The 16,283-nt window shown below is 64.2% G+C and carries 24 protein-coding genes; 1 reads left to right on the top strand and 23 read right to left on the bottom strand.

Annotated elements, in window-relative coordinates; genetic code table 11:
* Positions 1 to 172 precede the first annotated feature (172 nt).
* Positions 173 to 637 carry an arsenate reductase/protein-tyrosine-phosphatase family protein gene (locus AC1DVS_RS26100; protein WP_478027427.1) on the top strand — a complete coding sequence of 155 codons (465 nt, stop codon included), beginning with the start codon at positions 173 to 175 and terminating at the stop codon, positions 635 to 637.
* Here AC1DVS_RS26100 and AC1DVS_RS26095 read toward each other — a convergent pair whose 3' ends face one another.
* The 23 genes from AC1DVS_RS26095 to AC1DVS_RS25985 all read right to left on the bottom strand — a co-directional run bounded on the left by AC1DVS_RS26095 (position 638) and on the right by AC1DVS_RS25985 (position 16,211).
* Positions 638 to 877, bottom strand: a complete 240-nt coding sequence (locus AC1DVS_RS26095) for a hypothetical protein (RefSeq protein ID WP_478027426.1) — start codon at positions 875 to 877, stop codon at positions 638 to 640.
* The gene (locus AC1DVS_RS26090) at positions 855 to 2,072 is read right to left on the bottom strand and encodes a radical SAM protein (RefSeq protein ID WP_478027425.1); all 1,218 of its coding nucleotides are present in this window, start codon (positions 2,070 to 2,072) and stop codon (positions 855 to 857) included. Before AC1DVS_RS26090 ends, AC1DVS_RS26095 begins: the two co-directional genes overlap by 23 nt.
* Entirely contained in the window at positions 2,069 to 2,299 is a 231-nt protein-coding gene (locus AC1DVS_RS26085; RefSeq protein WP_478027424.1) for a hypothetical protein, read from the bottom strand. The genes AC1DVS_RS26090 and AC1DVS_RS26085 overlap by 4 nt, the downstream gene beginning before the upstream one ends.
* A 354-nt stretch (positions 2,300 to 2,653) precedes the next feature.
* Positions 2,654 to 2,824 (bottom strand): hypothetical protein, encoded by a 171-nt coding sequence (locus tag AC1DVS_RS26080; RefSeq protein WP_478027423.1) that lies wholly within the window; start codon positions 2,822 to 2,824, stop codon positions 2,654 to 2,656.
* A 2-nt stretch (positions 2,825 to 2,826) separates the two neighbouring features.
* The gene (locus AC1DVS_RS26075) at positions 2,827 to 3,237 is read right to left on the bottom strand and encodes a low affinity iron permease family protein (RefSeq protein WP_478027422.1); all 411 of its coding nucleotides are present in this window, start codon (positions 3,235 to 3,237) and stop codon (positions 2,827 to 2,829) included.
* Between the two features lie 625 nt (positions 3,238 to 3,862).
* Entirely contained in the window at positions 3,863 to 4,198 is a 336-nt protein-coding gene (locus AC1DVS_RS26070) for a hypothetical protein (protein ID WP_478027421.1), read from the bottom strand.
* Between the two features lie 122 nt (positions 4,199 to 4,320).
* Entirely contained in the window at positions 4,321 to 5,247 is a 927-nt protein-coding gene (locus tag AC1DVS_RS26065) for a hemolysin family protein (protein WP_478027420.1), read from the bottom strand.
* Positions 5,248 to 5,256: 9 nt separating this feature from the next.
* The gene (ybeY, locus tag AC1DVS_RS26060; protein ID WP_478027419.1) at positions 5,257 to 5,769 is read right to left on the bottom strand and encodes an rRNA maturation RNase YbeY; all 513 of its coding nucleotides are present in this window, start codon (positions 5,767 to 5,769) and stop codon (positions 5,257 to 5,259) included.
* Positions 5,770 to 5,943: 174 nt separating this feature from the next.
* Entirely contained in the window at positions 5,944 to 6,942 is a 999-nt protein-coding gene (locus AC1DVS_RS26055; RefSeq protein WP_478027418.1) for a PhoH family protein, read from the bottom strand.
* 225 nt (positions 6,943 to 7,167) lie between these two features.
* Entirely contained in the window at positions 7,168 to 7,503 is a 336-nt protein-coding gene (locus AC1DVS_RS26050; protein ID WP_478027417.1) for a hypothetical protein, read from the bottom strand.
* A gap of 21 nt (positions 7,504 to 7,524) precedes the next feature.
* On the bottom strand, positions 7,525 to 8,844 hold the full coding sequence (gene miaB / locus AC1DVS_RS26045) for a tRNA (N6-isopentenyl adenosine(37)-C2)-methylthiotransferase MiaB (protein ID WP_478027416.1): 1,320 nt from the start codon (positions 8,842 to 8,844) through the stop codon (positions 7,525 to 7,527).
* 66 nt (positions 8,845 to 8,910) lie between these two features.
* The gene (locus AC1DVS_RS26040; protein ID WP_478027415.1) at positions 8,911 to 9,798 is read right to left on the bottom strand and encodes a lysophospholipid acyltransferase family protein; all 888 of its coding nucleotides are present in this window, start codon (positions 9,796 to 9,798) and stop codon (positions 8,911 to 8,913) included.
* A 3-nt stretch (positions 9,799 to 9,801) separates the two neighbouring features.
* The gene (locus tag AC1DVS_RS26035; protein WP_478027414.1) at positions 9,802 to 10,224 is read right to left on the bottom strand and encodes a Fur family transcriptional regulator; all 423 of its coding nucleotides are present in this window, start codon (positions 10,222 to 10,224) and stop codon (positions 9,802 to 9,804) included.
* Positions 10,225 to 10,388: 164 nt separating this feature from the next.
* A complete protein-coding gene (locus tag AC1DVS_RS26030; RefSeq protein WP_478027413.1) occupies positions 10,389 to 10,805 on the bottom strand; it encodes a Ros/MucR family transcriptional regulator in 417 nt (138 codons plus the stop codon).
* Positions 10,806 to 10,913: 108 nt separating this feature from the next.
* On the bottom strand, positions 10,914 to 11,390 hold the full coding sequence (locus AC1DVS_RS26025) for a GNAT family N-acetyltransferase (protein WP_478027412.1): 477 nt from the start codon (positions 11,388 to 11,390) through the stop codon (positions 10,914 to 10,916).
* Positions 11,387 to 12,010 (bottom strand): tRNA (adenosine(37)-N6)-threonylcarbamoyltransferase complex dimerization subunit type 1 TsaB, encoded by a 624-nt coding sequence (gene tsaB / locus AC1DVS_RS26020; RefSeq protein WP_478027411.1) that lies wholly within the window; start codon positions 12,008 to 12,010, stop codon positions 11,387 to 11,389. Before tsaB ends, AC1DVS_RS26025 begins: the two co-directional genes overlap by 4 nt.
* A 43-nt stretch (positions 12,011 to 12,053) precedes the next feature.
* On the bottom strand, positions 12,054 to 12,650 hold the full coding sequence (locus AC1DVS_RS26015; protein ID WP_478027410.1) for a malonic semialdehyde reductase: 597 nt from the start codon (positions 12,648 to 12,650) through the stop codon (positions 12,054 to 12,056).
* 38 nt (positions 12,651 to 12,688) lie between these two features.
* Positions 12,689 to 13,264: a NifU family protein gene (locus AC1DVS_RS26010; RefSeq protein WP_478027409.1), complete on the bottom strand. Its 576-nt coding sequence runs from the start codon at positions 13,262 to 13,264 to the stop codon at positions 12,689 to 12,691.
* A gap of 159 nt (positions 13,265 to 13,423) precedes the next feature.
* Entirely contained in the window at positions 13,424 to 13,630 is a 207-nt protein-coding gene (locus AC1DVS_RS26005; protein ID WP_478027408.1) for a hypothetical protein, read from the bottom strand.
* A gap of 55 nt (positions 13,631 to 13,685) precedes the next feature.
* Entirely contained in the window at positions 13,686 to 13,874 is a 189-nt protein-coding gene (locus tag AC1DVS_RS26000; RefSeq protein ID WP_478027407.1) for a hypothetical protein, read from the bottom strand.
* Positions 13,875 to 13,975: 101 nt separating this feature from the next.
* On the bottom strand, positions 13,976 to 14,947 hold the full coding sequence (locus AC1DVS_RS25995) for an ATP-grasp domain-containing protein (protein WP_478027406.1): 972 nt from the start codon (positions 14,945 to 14,947) through the stop codon (positions 13,976 to 13,978).
* Positions 14,944 to 15,672 carry a hypothetical protein gene (locus tag AC1DVS_RS25990; RefSeq protein ID WP_478027405.1) on the bottom strand — a complete coding sequence of 243 codons (729 nt, stop codon included), beginning with the start codon at positions 15,670 to 15,672 and terminating at the stop codon, positions 14,944 to 14,946. Before AC1DVS_RS25990 ends, AC1DVS_RS25995 begins: the two co-directional genes overlap by 4 nt.
* Before the next feature lie 14 nt (positions 15,673 to 15,686).
* A complete protein-coding gene (locus AC1DVS_RS25985) occupies positions 15,687 to 16,211 on the bottom strand; it encodes a hypothetical protein (RefSeq protein WP_478027404.1) in 525 nt (174 codons plus the stop codon).
* Positions 16,212 to 16,283 lie beyond the last annotated feature (72 nt).

The raw sequence follows: 16,283 nt of genomic DNA, 5'->3' as shown, positions 1-16,283 counted from the left end.
TATCGTTGACAGCGAACCGCAAAGACGATTGTATCGCCCGATGGGGACCGCGATCACCCCATGAGGCGACATGCCGAAGTATCGCGTCCGCTTTCCCCAAGGACGCCGCATGCCCATTTCGAAATCGCCTCGATCCGCTTCGACACTCACGCGCCGTGGCCTTGCTTCGAAGTTGTTGATTGTCCTGGCACTTGCCGGCCTGTCGAGCAGCAGCAGCGCGAAAGTCCAACCAGCGCCGGTCCGGGTGCTGTTCGTCTGCCAATATGGCACAGTCAAAAGCGCACTCGCGCGGGAGCTTTTCCGCAAACGCGCCGCGGAGCGGCACATCCCGGCAATCGCATTCTCGCGCGGCATCACACCGGCCGAGCATCTTTCAGCAGCTGCGCGAGCGAGCATGACCACCGATGGCATCGACCCCGCGCGCGATCCGCTGCGCAAACTGGCGCCGGCGGATCTCCGAAAGGCTGACATCGTCGTCATCTTCAATCCGCTGCCGGTGAAGCTTGCAACCCGGCCGACACGGGATTGGGAGGCGACCCCTTCGGTCAACGACGACTATCCGAACGCACGACCGGAGCTCGAGCGGCGCATCGACGCTTTGCTCGATGAGATCGCGAAGCTGCCGAAGAAGCAATGATCAGCGCGCCTCGGCAGCGCCCCCCATCTCAACCCTCTTCGCCGCGATCGCCGCGCGCAACGCCGCCGTCGCCGCGCGAATTTCGGCAACGGTCTCCGCATGGGCGGCTTCCAGCGCCGCCAGATCGCCACCGCAGAAATCGCACAGCTCGTTTTCGATACGGACAAAGTGGCGGCACCCCCGACACAGGCGCAGCGGAACCGGGATTCGTCCAGCCTCAGCCATCGGCGAGCGCCGCATGGTCGACTGGCTCGACAATGATTTCGAATTCGCCATGGTCGAAGGATCGCCCCTCGGCGTCCTTCACCTTCACCAGCCGCTCGCGCAGCCCGCGGGCGTCGAAATCAAGGGCGCGATGGTGGCACATCGGGTTGTTGCCGGCGCGCCCCATCAACGCATGTGCCGTCCAGGTGCAACCGGCCAGGCACGTCTCGGCATAATAGCAGGTCCGGCAATAGCCCCACAGATCCTCAACCGTGCGCCGCCGGTTGAACGCCATCGGCTCGGCATTCTCCCAGATGTCGCGCAGCCGCCGGTCGCGGATATTGCCGCCCGCATAGGGGCTCGGCAGGCCCGGGCAGGATTTGATCGTGCCATCGGCCTCGATCCCCATCACCGTGTCGCCGGCGTTGCAGCCGTGGAAATGGATTTCCTCGTTCATCACATTGCGAAGGCGGGATTCATGCGGCCCGAAATAGCCGATATTGCTCGCCGGCTGGAGGAACAGCCCCCGCTCCCGGCCCTCGCTGGCAAGCTCGGCAAGCAGCGGCAAAACCTCCATCATCTGCCAGGGCTGAAGCAGCATGTCGGGATGATCGGCGGCATTGCCCATCGCCGTAGTGATTGCGAGTTGCCAGTTATGGCAGCCGGCTTCGATGATGATGTCCATCAGCGGGCGCAACTCGTGCAGAGTGAGCGCATTGATCTGGGTGTTGACGCCGACTTCGAGCCCATGCGCCCGAACATTGCGCATCGCCGCGAGCGCCATCTCGAACGAGCCGATAACGCCGCGCAGCCGGTCATGCGTCGCGCCGATCCCGTCGATGGAAATCCCGACCGCGTTAAGGCCAGCCGCGGCGGCTTGCGCCACGCGTTCGTCGCTCAGGTTGCGCCCGCCGGTCTGGAGATCGCACTCCATGCCGGCGGCGCGGATCGCAGCGATGATCTGCAGCCAGTCCTTGCGGAGATACGCCTCACCGCCGATCAGGCCGACACTGCGCGCGCCAAGCTCGGCGATCTGATCGACCAGATCGAGCGCCTCGGCCGTCGTCAGCTCATCGCGCCGCCGCCGACCGGCGCGCGAGCCGCAATGCTGACAGGCAAGGTCGCAGGCGAGCGTGATCTCCCAGACCACGCTCACTGGAACCCGCTTCAGGATGTCGTCGAGACCGGAATAGCGAACGGGCAGCGATAGATCGGCCCGTTCGGTGATCACGTCGAAGCTTTTCGCATCGCCCCTTCGGCAGCTTTGATGATGCCGTCCAGGTCGCCATATTCGGCCTTGAGTTCCTTTGCGCCAACCACGAGCGCCTTGAGCTCGGCGACATCGGCGCGCTGCAGGATGTCGAACACGACTGGCCGGTAATAGACGCGGCCCGGATCAAGCAAAAGGTGGAGCCGTTCGAGCGTCAGCGCCTGGCGCTGCACTTTTGGAATCGCCATCAATTGTCTCCTACTCGCGACATCGAGTCGCAAGTCCTTCATACTATAGGCTCACGGTCACGAGAAGTTGTTTGGGGACGAATATCCACAAATCGCTCAAAGGGTTGCGGAAGAGCACGCCAATTGCTGGATAGAGAGTGGAATTGGTAATTGACTGAAATAATTGTACTTCATAAAACTTGACATGATGTCGAAGTTTATTCCGGGATCGTAATGAATTTTGATGTCACCGTTTTGGTGATACTTGTGGCGCGCCCTGAATTCCTATCAGAATTCAGGAGATACGCAGTTCCGCCTTTCCCCCCGAACTTGCTGACGTCATGACGCCACACCACAATCGTCCGCACGCGCACCTCACAGCAGCCGCAGCTCCCCCTCCCGCGCATCATGCGCAAGCACCAGCAACAGGCTGATCAGCTCGAACCGCAAATCGGCATGATAGTCGTCTTCATAGGCCCGCCGCAGGATCTCGCCCAGCGCGGCGGGCGGCGGTAGCGGCGGCCCTTCCTCATCCTGAATGGTCATGATCATCGACGCCTCAGCAGCTCGTCGACGCTCTCTTCGGCGCTCTCCGCCTCGCCGTCGCTGCCATTCACTTCATGCTCGAGCGCGGTGCGGATCGCGCAGATCTGCGCGTCGGTCAGATGTTCGATGCCGACGAACTCGGCTCGCGCGTCCACCAGCGCACGGAGCACTTCGTCGAGCTTGGCCTGGATCGCCGCGCCGTCCCGGTTCTGGCTGTTCTGGATCAGGAACACGGCAAGGAAGGTGAGCACCGTCGTCGCTGTGTTGATGACGAGCTGCCACGTGTCCGAATAGTGGAATAGCGGCCCGCTGACGGCCCAGGCGACACACAGGAACACGGACAGGAGGAAAGCCCAGGGCTGCCCCATGATGTTCGCGCTGCGCGACGCAATACTGGTGAACAAGCGGTCCATGATAGCATCCTCAACCGTCTATTATCATGGCAAATTAATCCATGTTACTTGACCATGGCCTGAAGCAGCCGTTCACCGTGGCTCAATGTTCCCCGATCACTCCTGCCCCGCTTTTCGCGGGGCACGGCGCGCCCTCCCGGTGCTCGGCTGGACAACGAACGAGCGATCTCGATCGACGCACGAAGCGTAAAATTACAGCGACTTTCCCTTGAGTTGGAGGTCACCACTCCACCAGGCGGGCGCGATTCAACCGCAACCGAAGCTACGCTACCGTTCCCCAATGACATTGCTCCAAACCCCTATAGTCTGGCAGGCACTCGCGTCCGCGCTCCCCCTGCTATACGCTGCCCTCTGCCTGGCCGAGCGCGATGCGCCAGCCCGAGCGCTCGCTCCGGTCAATGCCCGCAACCGGCCACGCCGAATTCCCTGTTCCGTCCAACAGAATTCCCTGTTCCGCACCGGAGAATTCCCTGTTCCGGATTATCAGGGAATTTGCCCGCAAGCCGCTGATTCTAAATCCGGAAAACAGTACAAAACGGCCGAGAACGGCCCTAAAAAAATAAAAGTGGCCGATAACAGGGAATTTCCGCCGCCGAGCGCCGCTCCCGCGACCGCCGCTGCAGAGTCAGCCCCGCCATCCTACGACCCCGTGTTCGCCACCCAGGCGCTCAAGCTCTGCTGTCTCGGTGCCGAGCCGCGCGATATCGCCGGTTTCTTCGAGATCGACATAGCAACCCTCAAGGACTGGCGCCGCCGTTATCCCGATTTCGCAGCCGCCATCGCCAAGGGCAGCCGGATCGCTGACGCCCGGGTCGAACAGTCGCTCTATCGCCGCGCCACCGGCTATCAGCGCAAGCGGACCAGGGCCTTCACCCCGGCCCATGCCGATGTGCCGATCACGGTAAGCTGGCGCGAAGAGGTGCCGGCCCATGTCGGCGCGGCGATGTTCTGGCTGCGCCACCGCCGGCCGGAGAAATGGGGTGAGCTCGGAAAGCGCTGCCGCTCCGCCGCGCCCGCCAGGTCGCGTACGCCCCGTCCGGCGCCATCTGCCGCGCGGCCACCTGTTCCGGAATCAGGCCAGGCTCAGCTCTCTTCAGCCGCCTGCTTCACCGGCGGATGCAGCCGCAGCCGTTCGACCCGGCGCGAATCCGCCGCGACGATCTCAAGCGTCCAGCCGCTCTCATGGACGATGCACTCGCCCTTTTGCGGCACATGGCCCGCCAGCACCGCGGCGAGCCCGCCGAGCGTGTCGATATCGCCGTCAACCTCGGCCAGCCGCTCGTCGATCTCCGTGCCGACATCCTCGAGCTCGGCGCGCGCATCCGCATCCCAGGCGCCGCCATCGAGCGGCACGAGCAGCGCCTCGGGCGCGTCGTCATGTTCGTCCTCGATATCGCCGACGATCTCCTCGATCAGGTCCTCGATGGTGACGAGCCCCTCGGTGCCGAAATATTCATCGAGCACGATCGCGAGATGCACTCTTTTCTGGCGCATGTCGGCCAGCAGATCGAGCGCCCCGCGCGACATCGGCACGTACAGCGGCTCGCGGATCAGCGCGGTTAGCGTCTCCGGGTGCGGCGCCGCGGTCGCGAGGATGGCGAACACGTCCTTGATGTGGACCATGCCGATAATCGTATCGAGCTTCTCGCGGTACACCGGCAGCCGGCTGTGCCCGGCCTCGGCGAACAGGGTGACGAGGTCGGCGAAGCTGGTCTGCTCCTCGACCGCGACGATGTCCGCCCGCGGCACGCCGACATCGCCCGCGTCGCGCTCGCCGAAATGGAGCAGGTTGCGCACCATCTGGCGTTCGAGCGGCGAAAGGTCGCCGGCCGCGTCGGGCTCCGGATCGTCCTCATGCGCATCGATCGCCTCCTCGAGCTGCGCGCGGAGCGAATCGTCGCCCGGGCCGCCGAAGATGAAGGAGCGGAAGGAGCGCCAGATGCTCCCTTCATTGCTGTCGGCGCCGGCATGGGTCGAGCCGGTGCCGGTGGTACTGGGGCCGTCGGCCATGGCGGTCGTTCAGTCCTCTTGTATCAGATAGGGGTCTGCCAGGCCGAGCGAGGCGAGCGCATCGATCTCGATCGCCTCCATCGCTTCAGCCTCGCGTTCCTCCAGGTGATCATATCCTAGCAGGTGGAGCGTGCCATGCACGATCAAATGTGTGGCATGGTCGGCGATCGGAATATTCCGTTCCTCGGCCTCGCGCGCACAGACCCCGTAAGCGAGCACGATATCGCCGAGCAACACTTCGCCATCGTCCGAATTCTGGTCGATCGTGTCGAGCAGATCGGCCTGCACCATCGGGAAGCTGAGGACGTTGGTCGGCTTGTCCTTGTGGCGATACTGCTTGTTGAGCGTCTGGACTTCGTCATCGGTCGCAAGCCGGACCGAGATCTCGATCATCGACGGGAAGGTCAGCATCTCCCCATGCGGCGTCCGCTCCATCGCGGCGGTGGCTGCACGGTGAGCAAGCGCCTCCCAGTCGGTGGAGTCCGGCCAGGGAGATTCAACGGAAAGGGCGGTCTCAAGCATGCTTCTTACTCGCCCCTCCCCTTTAGGGGAGGGGCTAAGGGGTGGGGGCGTGCGTCTGCACGCTCAAAAAGACTCCTGGCGTCGAGCACCGAAGCGTCGATCGGGGCATCGAGCCCCGCTCGTCGCTGCCCCACCCCTTGCCCCTCCCCTAAAGGGGAGGGGTTGAAGCCCCGACTAAGCATCCTTGCCCTCATAAGCCTCGACAATCCGCCCGACGATCGGATGCCGCACCACATCCCCGGCACCAAAACGGCAGATCGACATCCCCTCGATCCCCTCGAGCCGCCCGACCGCATCGTTCAACCCCGAGGCATTCATCCCTCCGGGAAGGTCGGTCTGCTTGGGGTCGCCGCACACCACCATCCGGCTGTTCTCGCCGAAGCGGGTGAGGAACATCTTCATCTGCGCCGGCGTGGTGTTCTGCGCTTCGTCGAGGATGATGAAGGCATCGGCCAGCGTACGCCCGCGCATGAAGGCGATCGGCGCGATCTCGATCTCGCCCGACAGGATCCGCCGCTCGACCTGCTCGGCCGGCAGGCAATCATTGAGCGCATCGTAGAGCGGCCGCAGATAGGGATCGACCTTGTCCTTCATGTCGCCGGGCAGGAAACCGAGCTTCTCGCCCGCCTCCACCGCCGGCCGCGACAGGATCAGCCGCTGCACGCTCCCGGTGATCAGCTGCGCCACGGCTTGCGCGACCGCGATATAGGTCTTGCCGGTGCCTGCCGGCCCGAGCGCGAAGATGATGTCGTTGTTGAGCAGCTCGCGCATATAATGCTGTTGCGCGAGGGTGCGCGGCACGATCGTCTTCTTGCGCGTGCGGATCATGATCTGCGGCGTGCCGGCGATGTCGGCGCGGATGATCCCGTCGAGCGTCGGCTCGGACGACATGGTGATCACCGCCTCGACGAGACCGGGATCGACCCGCTCGCCGCGCACGATCCGGTTGTACAGCCCCTGTAGCACATCCCGCGCCGCCGCGACCGATTCGGCATTGCCTTCGAGGCCAACCCGATTGCCCCGCGCGGTGATGTACACGCCGAGCCGGTTCTCGAGCAGCAGCAAATTCTGGTCATACTCCCCGAAGAGCTGGGCCATGAGCTGGGGCTTGTCGAACACGACCTCGGCGCGGCTGCGATCACCGGACTGGGCTGGGACAGGCTTGCGGCTCATGCGGTTCCTTCGAGCAGGAGGGATATGTCGTGGAGGGAGAGCAATTCACCCGAACGGCCCGCGCGAGGCGGTGTTCCGGCGGAGGGGCGAGTCTGCTGCATCCAAGGCCAAGATGGCAGGTCCCAAGCGCAGAGGACAGAGGGAAACGGGCAACACTCCCGATCTTTCCGCTATCTCTTCCGTCTCACCTCCAAACCTTACCCGGCAAATCGCAGGGGTATGCGCTCAGCGCGAATAATGCATCTCGCTGATCGCGCCGGTGCATTTGTCGATCCGCATCTCGAGCCCGCCACCACCCACAGTGATCGTCCCCGGGGGTTTCGGAAGCGCCTGATAGACCGCCCAGTCCGCACCCTGATCGGCAATAGTAAGCACATATTTGCTCGCCGCCTGCTCACTCTGCAAAGGCTTGGCCACCGCAGCGAAGATCCCGCGTGCAACCTCGGCCGTAGGAACGACAGGCCCATCGATCAGACCATCATGATGAGGGCACACCGGCACCGGACCTGAGGCGGGCGGCGCCATCACCATGATCTGAAGAGCCAGCAGCAAAAGAGCCATGAAGTCCCCGCCTTCCCAATATCAGGCGGCTTCGCGCACCCGCTCCACGCCCGAAACCGAGTTCGGCCACGCCGCCGCGATCTCGACTTCTACCATATCGCCGATCGCCGCGTCCGCCACCAGATGCACCGATTGCAGCCACGGGCTCTTCCCGATCAGCTGGCCGGGCAGCTTGCCCTTGCGCTCAAGCAAGATGTCACAGGTCCGTCCGACGCTCGCCACGTTGAACGCCTCCTGGTCGCGATTGATCGCCGCCTGAAGCCGCTGCAGCCGCTCGTCCATCACCTCGCGCGACACCTGGTCAGCCATATCGGCGGCCGGCGTGCCGGGGCGCGGGCTGTAGTTGAAGGTGAAGGCCTGGGCATAGCCGACTGCGTCGACCAGGCTCAGCGTATCGGCGAAGTCCGCCTCGGTCTCGCCGGGAAAGCCGACGATGAAGTCGCCCGACAGCGCGATGTCGGGCCGCGCTGCGCGCACCCGGTCGAGGATGCGCAGATAGGAATCGCGGCTGTGGCTGCGGTTCATGGCTTTGAGGATCCGGTCGCTGCCCGATTGCACCGGCAGATGCAGGAAGGGCATCAGCTTCTCGACCTCGGCATGCGCCACGATCAGCCCCTCGCGCATGTCGTTGGGGTGGCTGGTCGTATAGCGGATCCGCTTAAGCCCCTCGATCCGGTCGAGCGCACGGATCAGCCCGTCGAGCCCCTGCACATTGCCGGCCATGTCCTCGCCCTCCCAGGCGTTGACGTTCTGACCCAGCAGAGTGATCTCCTTCGCGCCCGCATCGACCAGCGCCTTCGCCTCATCGACGATCGCGCTCCACGGCCGCGAGACCTCCGCGCCGCGGGTATAGGGCACCACGCAATAGGTGCAGAACTTGTCGCAGCCTTCCTGCACGGTCAGGAAAGCCGATGGCGGCACCCGGCGACGCGCGGGCAGGGCGCCGAATTTCGTCTCCACCGGCATATCGGTATCGAGCGCCGATTCGCCCCGCGCCGCCCGCGCGACCAGATCGGGCAGGTTGTGATAGGCCTGCGGGCCCACCACCACATCCACCTTCGCCCGCCGGACGATCTCCGCGCCCTCGGCCTGCGCGACGCAGCCGGCGACGGCGATCATCGGCGCGCGGCCATGTTTCCTGAGGCGCCCGATATCCGAATAGACCTTCTCGGTCGCCTTTTCGCGGATGTGGCAGGTATTGAGCACGACCAGATCAGCCTCGCCCGCCTCTGCCGGCGTCAGCCCCTGCGCGCTCATCAGCTCGCTCATGCGGTCGCCGTCATAGACGTTCATCTGACAGCCGAACGACTTGACGTGGAAGGTTTTGGGGGCAGGTTTCATGATGCCGCGCCTATAGGCGGAAGGGCGCTGCTGCACAAACCTCAGTTCTTTAGGGGACCACAGGCACTACGCCGGTGGCGGAGGTTCCTCGCCATTGGGTGCAGGAGCGGGCGCTTCATACCGCACCGATCCGACATCATAGGCAAAGTGCCTGAGCGGCCTGCCCAGCCGCGCGACCAGCGCTTCCTCGATCCGTCGCCGGCTCTCGGCGGCAATCGCCTTACGCCCCGGGAAATCCTGCGGAAGAAAGGGTTCGAGGAATTCCACCCGCATCCGGAAAGAGCCGGGTCGCGACAATATCCGCTTGGCATTGTCGATCCCGCTCTCCTCCCCGACCCAGCCGATCTCCTCGGCGGCCGCGCCATAATCGAGCAGCACCGGCTGCACCATCACGCCCGGCGGCGGCGGCTCGAGCACGCGGAGCATCGGCGTCTTGAACGGCAGCAGCGACTGGCCGTCAGTCGTCGTCCCTTCCGGAAACACGGTGACCGACCAATTGTCCGCCAGCGCATCGCGCAGCTGGTTGATCTGTTCGGCCACGCCCAGCCGGTTCTCGCGCTTCACATAAACGGTGCGGTTGAGCGTCGAGAGCCACCCGACCACCGGCGCCGCGCGGATCTCCTCCTTGGCGACGAATGCGGTGCCGCTCTTCCCGGCGATGGCGAGGATATCAATCCAGCTCAAATGGTTGGAGATATAGAAGACGTCGCGCTTCAGCGGCACACCGATCCGCTCCACTCTCGCCCCGACAATCCGCGCCGCCCAACCGAGGAAGATCCGCGGCCAGGGCGATCCGATCCGCAGCAGCCGCCAGAGATAATGGAGCGGCACGGTGAGGAGGAGCGCGAGTATCAGCCCGGTTGCGCGCAGGCCGATCCGCATCCAGCCCAGCGTATCGATCGGTGCCGGCTTGCCGGCCGCCGCGTCGGCGCGCCTCTGGGCGGCGTCGGCCAAGGCCTAAGCCTTGCGGTCGAGCGCGACGCCGTACAGTTCCATGCGGTGGTCGACGAGGCGGAAGCCGAGCCGCTCGGCGATCGCCTTCTGCAATTGCTCGAGTTCGGGGTCGACGAATTCGATCACCTTGCCGGTCTCGACGTCGATCAGATGGTCGTGATGCGATTCGGGGGCAGGCTCGTAGCGCGAGCGGCCATCGCCGAAATCATGCCGGTCGAGAATACCGGCTTCCTCGAACAGCCGGACAGTGCGGTAGACCGTTGCAATCGAAATGCCGGGGTCGATCGCGGATGCCCGCGCATAGACCTTCTCCACATCGGGATGGTCTTCTGCATCCGACAGGACTCGCGCGATCACGCGACGCTGGTCGGTGATACGGAGGCCTCTTTCATTACAAAGGGCTTCGAGGTCTATCTTGCGCGCCATGGCGCCGATGTAGTGACTTTGCGGCGATCGATAAAGAGCGACCGACTCGCAATAAGCGCATTGCTTGCGACATGCGCCGCCGGCCCGCACTCGCTCCCGGCCTCCCACAGAATTTATACTGAATGGGATGTCGGGAGGGGGAGCGGGCCGGCACCGCGATAGAATTAACGCGTCTTGCGGCGCTTCGTGCCGAGACCGATCTTCTTGGCGAGCGTGCGGCGCTGCTCGGCATAGTTGGGTGCGACCATCGGGTAGTCGGCAGGCAGGTTCCACTTGGCGCGGTACTGCTCCGGCGTCATCTGATAATGGGTCATCAGGTGGCGCTTCAACATCTTGAGTTTCTTGCCGTCCTCGAGACAGACAATGAAGTCCGGCTTGATTGAAGAGCGGATCGAAACCGCCGGCTCCTGCTTGACCTCAGGCACCACCGGGGCGCCGCCAAGGCCGCTGAGCGCGCCATGAACATTCGCGATCAACACCGGCAGATCAGAGACCGCGACGCTGTTGTTGCTGACATGCGCGGCGACAATATCGGCGGTGAGCGTGATCAGCGTTTCCTGAAGCTCGCTTTGAGTATCCATTATATTCCTTTCGACCCTAACTGTGGTTGCTTTTTCCAGCAAACCATGCGTCGCGCTATCGTCCTTTGGTTCGCCTCGTGCAAGTAACAATTGCAGTGAAGAGAGATTTTAGGGAAGTTCGCGGCTATAGGTGAAGGCGTGAAAAGACTGCCCCGTCGTGCCGCGATAGTAATCGCGGCGTTCGCCAACCTTAATGAAAGCTGTACCCTGATAGAGCTTGATCGCATCATTGCCTTCACGCACCTCAAGATGGAGCTTGCGCGCACCTTCGGCGATGGAATCGGCGATGACGGATCGCAGTAATGCAGAGGCGACGCCGCGGCGTCGCAGCGCGGGCACTGTCGCGAGCAGCAGGAGCTCTGCCTCGTCGGCAACGAGTCGGCAGAGCGCGAATCCCGCAGGCACCCCGTCGAGCGCCGCCATCGTCAGCGACACGCCCGGCAAGGCGAGAATGCCGAGGCACTGATTGCGCGTCCATGCCTCGCCGAAGCGGGGATCGAACGCCGCCTTCATGATCGAATCGACAAGGGCAAGGTCGGCCACACCGCCGGTACGAAGCTCGATCATCTGCAGCACTGTACTCACACTGGCGCCGCGAGCGGCCTGGCATCGGGCGCGCGGCCATAGATCGGGCGTGGCGGCAGCGCGGCAAGCGCCGACGGCAGCAGGACCGCGTCGGCTGCGCAAGGCAGTGCTTCGGTGAGCAATGCGTCACCGCCGAGCGATCTCAGGAAGCGAACGCCGTTGCCGATCGCCGGCCAGCCGGCGAGACCAGCGAGCGCCGCTTCGGGCTTCAGCGAAGCGAGCGCGCCAAGCGGCGTGAGCGGAGCGTCAAAGGCCTGCATGAAGACCTCGCCATGCCCGCCTTCCAGCACGACGGCAAGGCTGGTCCAGCCGGGATTGGCGGCAAATCCGCTCGCGGCAAGCAGCGCCAGCGAAGAAAAGCCGCAAGCCTCCGCTCCCCAGCCAAGCGCCAGCCCGCGCGCGGCGGCAATGCCGACCCGCACGCCGGTGAAACTGCCAGGCCCGCAATCAACCAGGATGCGCGGCGCGCGACCACCCTCGGGCAGTTCGGCGATCATCGGCACCAATCGCTCGGCATGGCCGCGCCCGACCACTTCATGTGCTGCGGCAATCACTACGCCCCCGTCGATCAGCGCGACCGAACAGGCGGCGGTGGCGGTTTCGATCACCAAGGTTCTCACCTACCCCTCCCCTTTTCGGAAAAAGGCCGGGAGAGAATAGAGGCTAGGCAATGTGATTGAACTTCTCGAACTCGGGCCGCGGCGAGCGGTCGAAGATCGTACTCGGATCGCCGTGGCCGAGCGTAGAGATGAAGTTGGATCGCACCGCAGGCGTGTCCGCGAAAAAGGCCGCGTCCACTTTGCCATTGTCGAAGCCCGACATCGGCCCGGTATCGAGCCCGAGCGCGCGCGCGGCGATAATGAAATAGGCACCCTGCAGCGACGAATTGCGCATCGCCGAGGCTTCGCGCAGCTCGGCATTGCCGTCGAACCAGCTCTTCGCGGTCTTGTTGTGCGGGAACAGCTCGGGCAGATGCTCGTGGAAATTGGTGTCCATGCCGATGATCACCGACACGGGCGCCGCCAGGATCTTGGGTGCATTCTGCGCGCTCGCGCAGGCGGCGAGCTTCTGCTTGGCGGCGTCACTCACGCACCAGATCAGGCGCGCCGGCAGCTGGTTGGCCGAGGTCGGGCCCCATTTCATCAGGTCCCAGATCGCGCGCAGCTCGGCTTCCGAGACGGGCTCGCTGGTATAGCCATTATAGGTGCGCGCGGCGCGGAAGATCGTATCGAGCGCCGCGTCGGACAGCTTCTCGGTCATGGCAGGACCCCTTGTATGTGGACGATGGCGGCCGGCCCTCAGACCGCACGGACCTCGGTGACTTCAGGCACATAATATTTGAGCAACTGCTCGATGCCGTTCTTCAGCGTCGCAGCTGACGAAGGGCAGCCCGAACAGGCGCCCTGCATCTGCAGATAGACCTTGCCCTTGTCGAAGCCGCGATAAACGATATCGCCGCCATCATTGGCAACCGCCGGGCGGACGCGCGTCTCGATCAGATCCTTGATCTGGACGACGATATCGGCGTCTTCCGGGTCTTCGGCGAACATCATGTCGTCCGAGGGCACTGAGATCCCGCCGGCGTTGCCGGCACGGAACAGCGGCATATTGGCGCTGAAATGGTCAAGCAACAGGCCGAGCACGTCGGGCTTCAGCCCCTCCCATGCCACGCCCGGCGCCGCAGTCACCGAAATGAAGTCGCGCCCGAAGAACACGCCGGTCACGTCACCCAGCCCGAACAGCGCCTCGGCCAGTGGAGACGCTTCCGCCTCCTCGGGCGTCGCGAAATCGCGCGTGCCTGCCTCCATCACTGTCCGTCCGGGCAGGAATTTAAKGGTCGCGGGGTTGGGCGTGGTTTCGGTTTCGATCAGCATCAGGGGCATGTGGCCCCGGCGGGCGCCCGGATCAAGCCGTGAAGTGGAAACCGATCACTTGTGAAACGCCGGTATCGACACGGCCGACGTGATTCCGGCCAGCTGATTTGGGGATCTTTTCGTAAAATGCCGGGTTGACGCGCGTGCGCAAGGATGATGTCAGCGCCGGCCGGCGGTTGCGGAGAGATTGACGGACAGATGAATTTCGATCGACTTCAGCCTCTGCTTTGCCGTTTGGGTTTTCACCGACGCGGCCGCCTGCGCATTCCCGCACCCGAATATCAGCGCGCGCGGTGTCGCGGCTGCAAGCTCAACATGATCCAGAAGCCCGGAGAGCGATGGCGGCTCGCGACCATCGCCGACCATCTGCCGCCACCGAAGGTCGAACCCGTCGTTGCGCCCAAACCGCCGCTGGAGCCATTCACATGGCCAAAACGGGAGGACGACGCGTCCCCGCCGAAGGCAAAGAAACCGCGCGCACGGTCAGCGGCAAAGAAGGCTCCCCGGCCGGCAGCGGCAAAGAAACCGCCCGCTCCGGCAGCGGCAAAGAAACCGCCCGCTCCGGCAGCGGCACAGAAACCGCCTGCTCCGGCAGCGGAAAAAAAGCCACGCCGCGCGGCCAAGCAGGAGGTCACCGGCGCCGAGAAGCCCCCAAGGCAGCGAAAACCCCGCGCACCCAAAACGGTCAGCCCGGAATAGGCCGGCGCGCGCTCATCCCTTCCTTCTCTTCCCCGCCGCGCGCCTGGCTTTCGGCACGGCCTGGTCCATCCCCGCCAGATAGCGCGCCACAGCGGCGGCAATCGGCTGACCGGTATTCGCCTCGAAATAGGAAAAGGCGGGCGAGGGATTCACCTCGAAGCAATAATAATCGCCATCGGGCGTCAGCTTCAGGTCGATGCCGGCAAAGGCGAGGCCGAGATCGGCGGTCAGCTTTACGCACCGCGCCGCGATCTCCTCGGGCAATTCATGCGCCGACAGCTCAGTCGATCCGCCCTGCCTCTTGGCATAACGGTAATCGACATGCGTGCTTTCGATCCAGGTCGGAAACACCGCATCGCCGATGACATGGACCCGGATATTGGTCCCCGGGATTGCCGCCTGGAACTGGACCGGGCACCAGCCGATCCGCTCGAGCCGCGCCATATCCTCGTCATCGAGCGTCTTCACGATCGATCGCACGGCACTGATCGATTTGTAGATAATCGTGCCATGCTCCTCCCGGAAGGCGAGCACCGCCGCCGGATCGTTGGTGATCAGCGTCGGCGGCGGCAACAGCCCGTGCCGCGCGATCAGCTGCGCCTGATAGGGTTTCGATCCGTTCGACCCCTGCGGTTCAGCACGATTGACGATCCGCGCGGGCGAGACCTCGCTCCACCGGAACAACGCCTCATGGAACGCGCGCGAGTGAGTCCGCGCCGGATCGTCGGGCGCGAGACCCTCCAGCTCGGGCAGCATCCGGTCGTCCATCAGCCGCATATAAGCGCCGGTCACGGTGGCGAGATCGATCGTCTCGTCCCCCATCCGCAGCGTGCCCGAAACGCCCGTCTCGTCGGAGGTCCAGTCGATCGCCGCGCTCGCGACGTGCCGCTGGTTGACGAAGCGATAGTCAGCCCCGAGCGCGTCGAGCGCCCCGCCGACCATTGCGAGCGGGGTTTCGGAGGGGATTCCAGCCAGCAGGATCATGTCGTGAACGCCTTTGCCAGCGCGTCGGCAAGCGCATCGCCGCCGCGGATCAGATCGGGAAGGGGCGAGGCACCGGTCAGGCGCCACTCGCCGCCATTCGCCGCATCATTAGGGACCCGCTCGAAATCCACGCCGAGCAAGTCGCAGTTCGCAAGACGTGCCAGCGCCCGGCACCCCTCAGTCAACGCGTCGGAGAGCGCGATCGGTGCCACGACCTCGTCGCCGCACACATAGACGCTGAGCTCGGCCGGCCGCGGCAGCCAGGCCTGATCCGGCGCGTCGCCCGATCCCTGCTTCCACGGCGTGGTGGGCAGCCCGGCGCGCGCCGCCAGTGTCGCCCATTCGGACGGATGACGGAAATTGCCGCACAGCCCCTGCGGCACCGGCCGATTGATCACCCGCCCCGGCCAGCCCGCGAGCCAGCTCAGATAAAGCGCGTACAGCTCTTGCATCGCGTAGCCGTAATCCGCGCCCGAAACGGCGCGCAGCCTTTCAGTCGGGATATAGCTCAGCCGGTTGAGGATGGGCTCGGCGCCCGCACTGTCCAGCACGCGCCCGTCGGGCAGCGTGATGGACGTGCGGACGTCGGTCCCGGTGATGCGGTGTTCCCAGCGCCGCACCGCGCCGAGCGCGGCGGCGGTCACCAGGTCGGCGCGGATGCCGCGCTCCTGCAGCCTTCCGGCTGCCCAGAGCGCGGCACCATCACCGATTTCACACAGGATCATGACCATGGGTCAGATCAGCCCTTCGGCTTCGCGTCAGCTTCGCCAGAAAGTGCGCCGCGGCTCAGGTCCGGGCGTTCCTCGGGCTGGATGAAGTGCGCGGCGCCGCCGGCGCCTTGGGCGAGCGGATCGCCGAGCGGGTCGCCGCCCGGGCCCTCGAAGATCTCCTTGCCATCCTTCTCCTTGCCGATGTGCTTCTCGCCATGTTCGACCTTGGTGAGCTCCTTGTGCTCGATCTTCTCGAACTTGTGGTCCTTGTGCTCCTTGGCTTCGTTCTTCTCGAGCTTCTCGACCTTCTGGTCCTTGTGCTCTTTCGCCTCGTTCTTCTCGAGCTTCTCGATCTTGTGGTCCTTGTGCTCCTTGGCTTCGTTCTTCTCGACCTTCTCGTGCTTCAGGTCCTTGTGTTCCTTGACCTCGGGCTTCTCGATCTTCTCGATCTTGAATTCCTTATGATGATTCTTGTCCGCGATCAGCGTCTTCTCGACCTGCTTTTCGATCGTCTTATCAACATTTTTGTCGGTTTGTTTGGGTGGGCGTGCCATTTCAAGTCTCCAGTCAGATTAAGAGTCAGGTTTCCTAACATCGCGGCCCGGAATATTGTTCTGATTGTACTC

Source organism: Sphingomonas sp. P3_C5, from assembly GCF_056402635.1.
The sequence above is the reverse complement of the archived record's forward strand: the minus strand, read 5'-3'. Positions and strand labels throughout refer to the sequence as shown.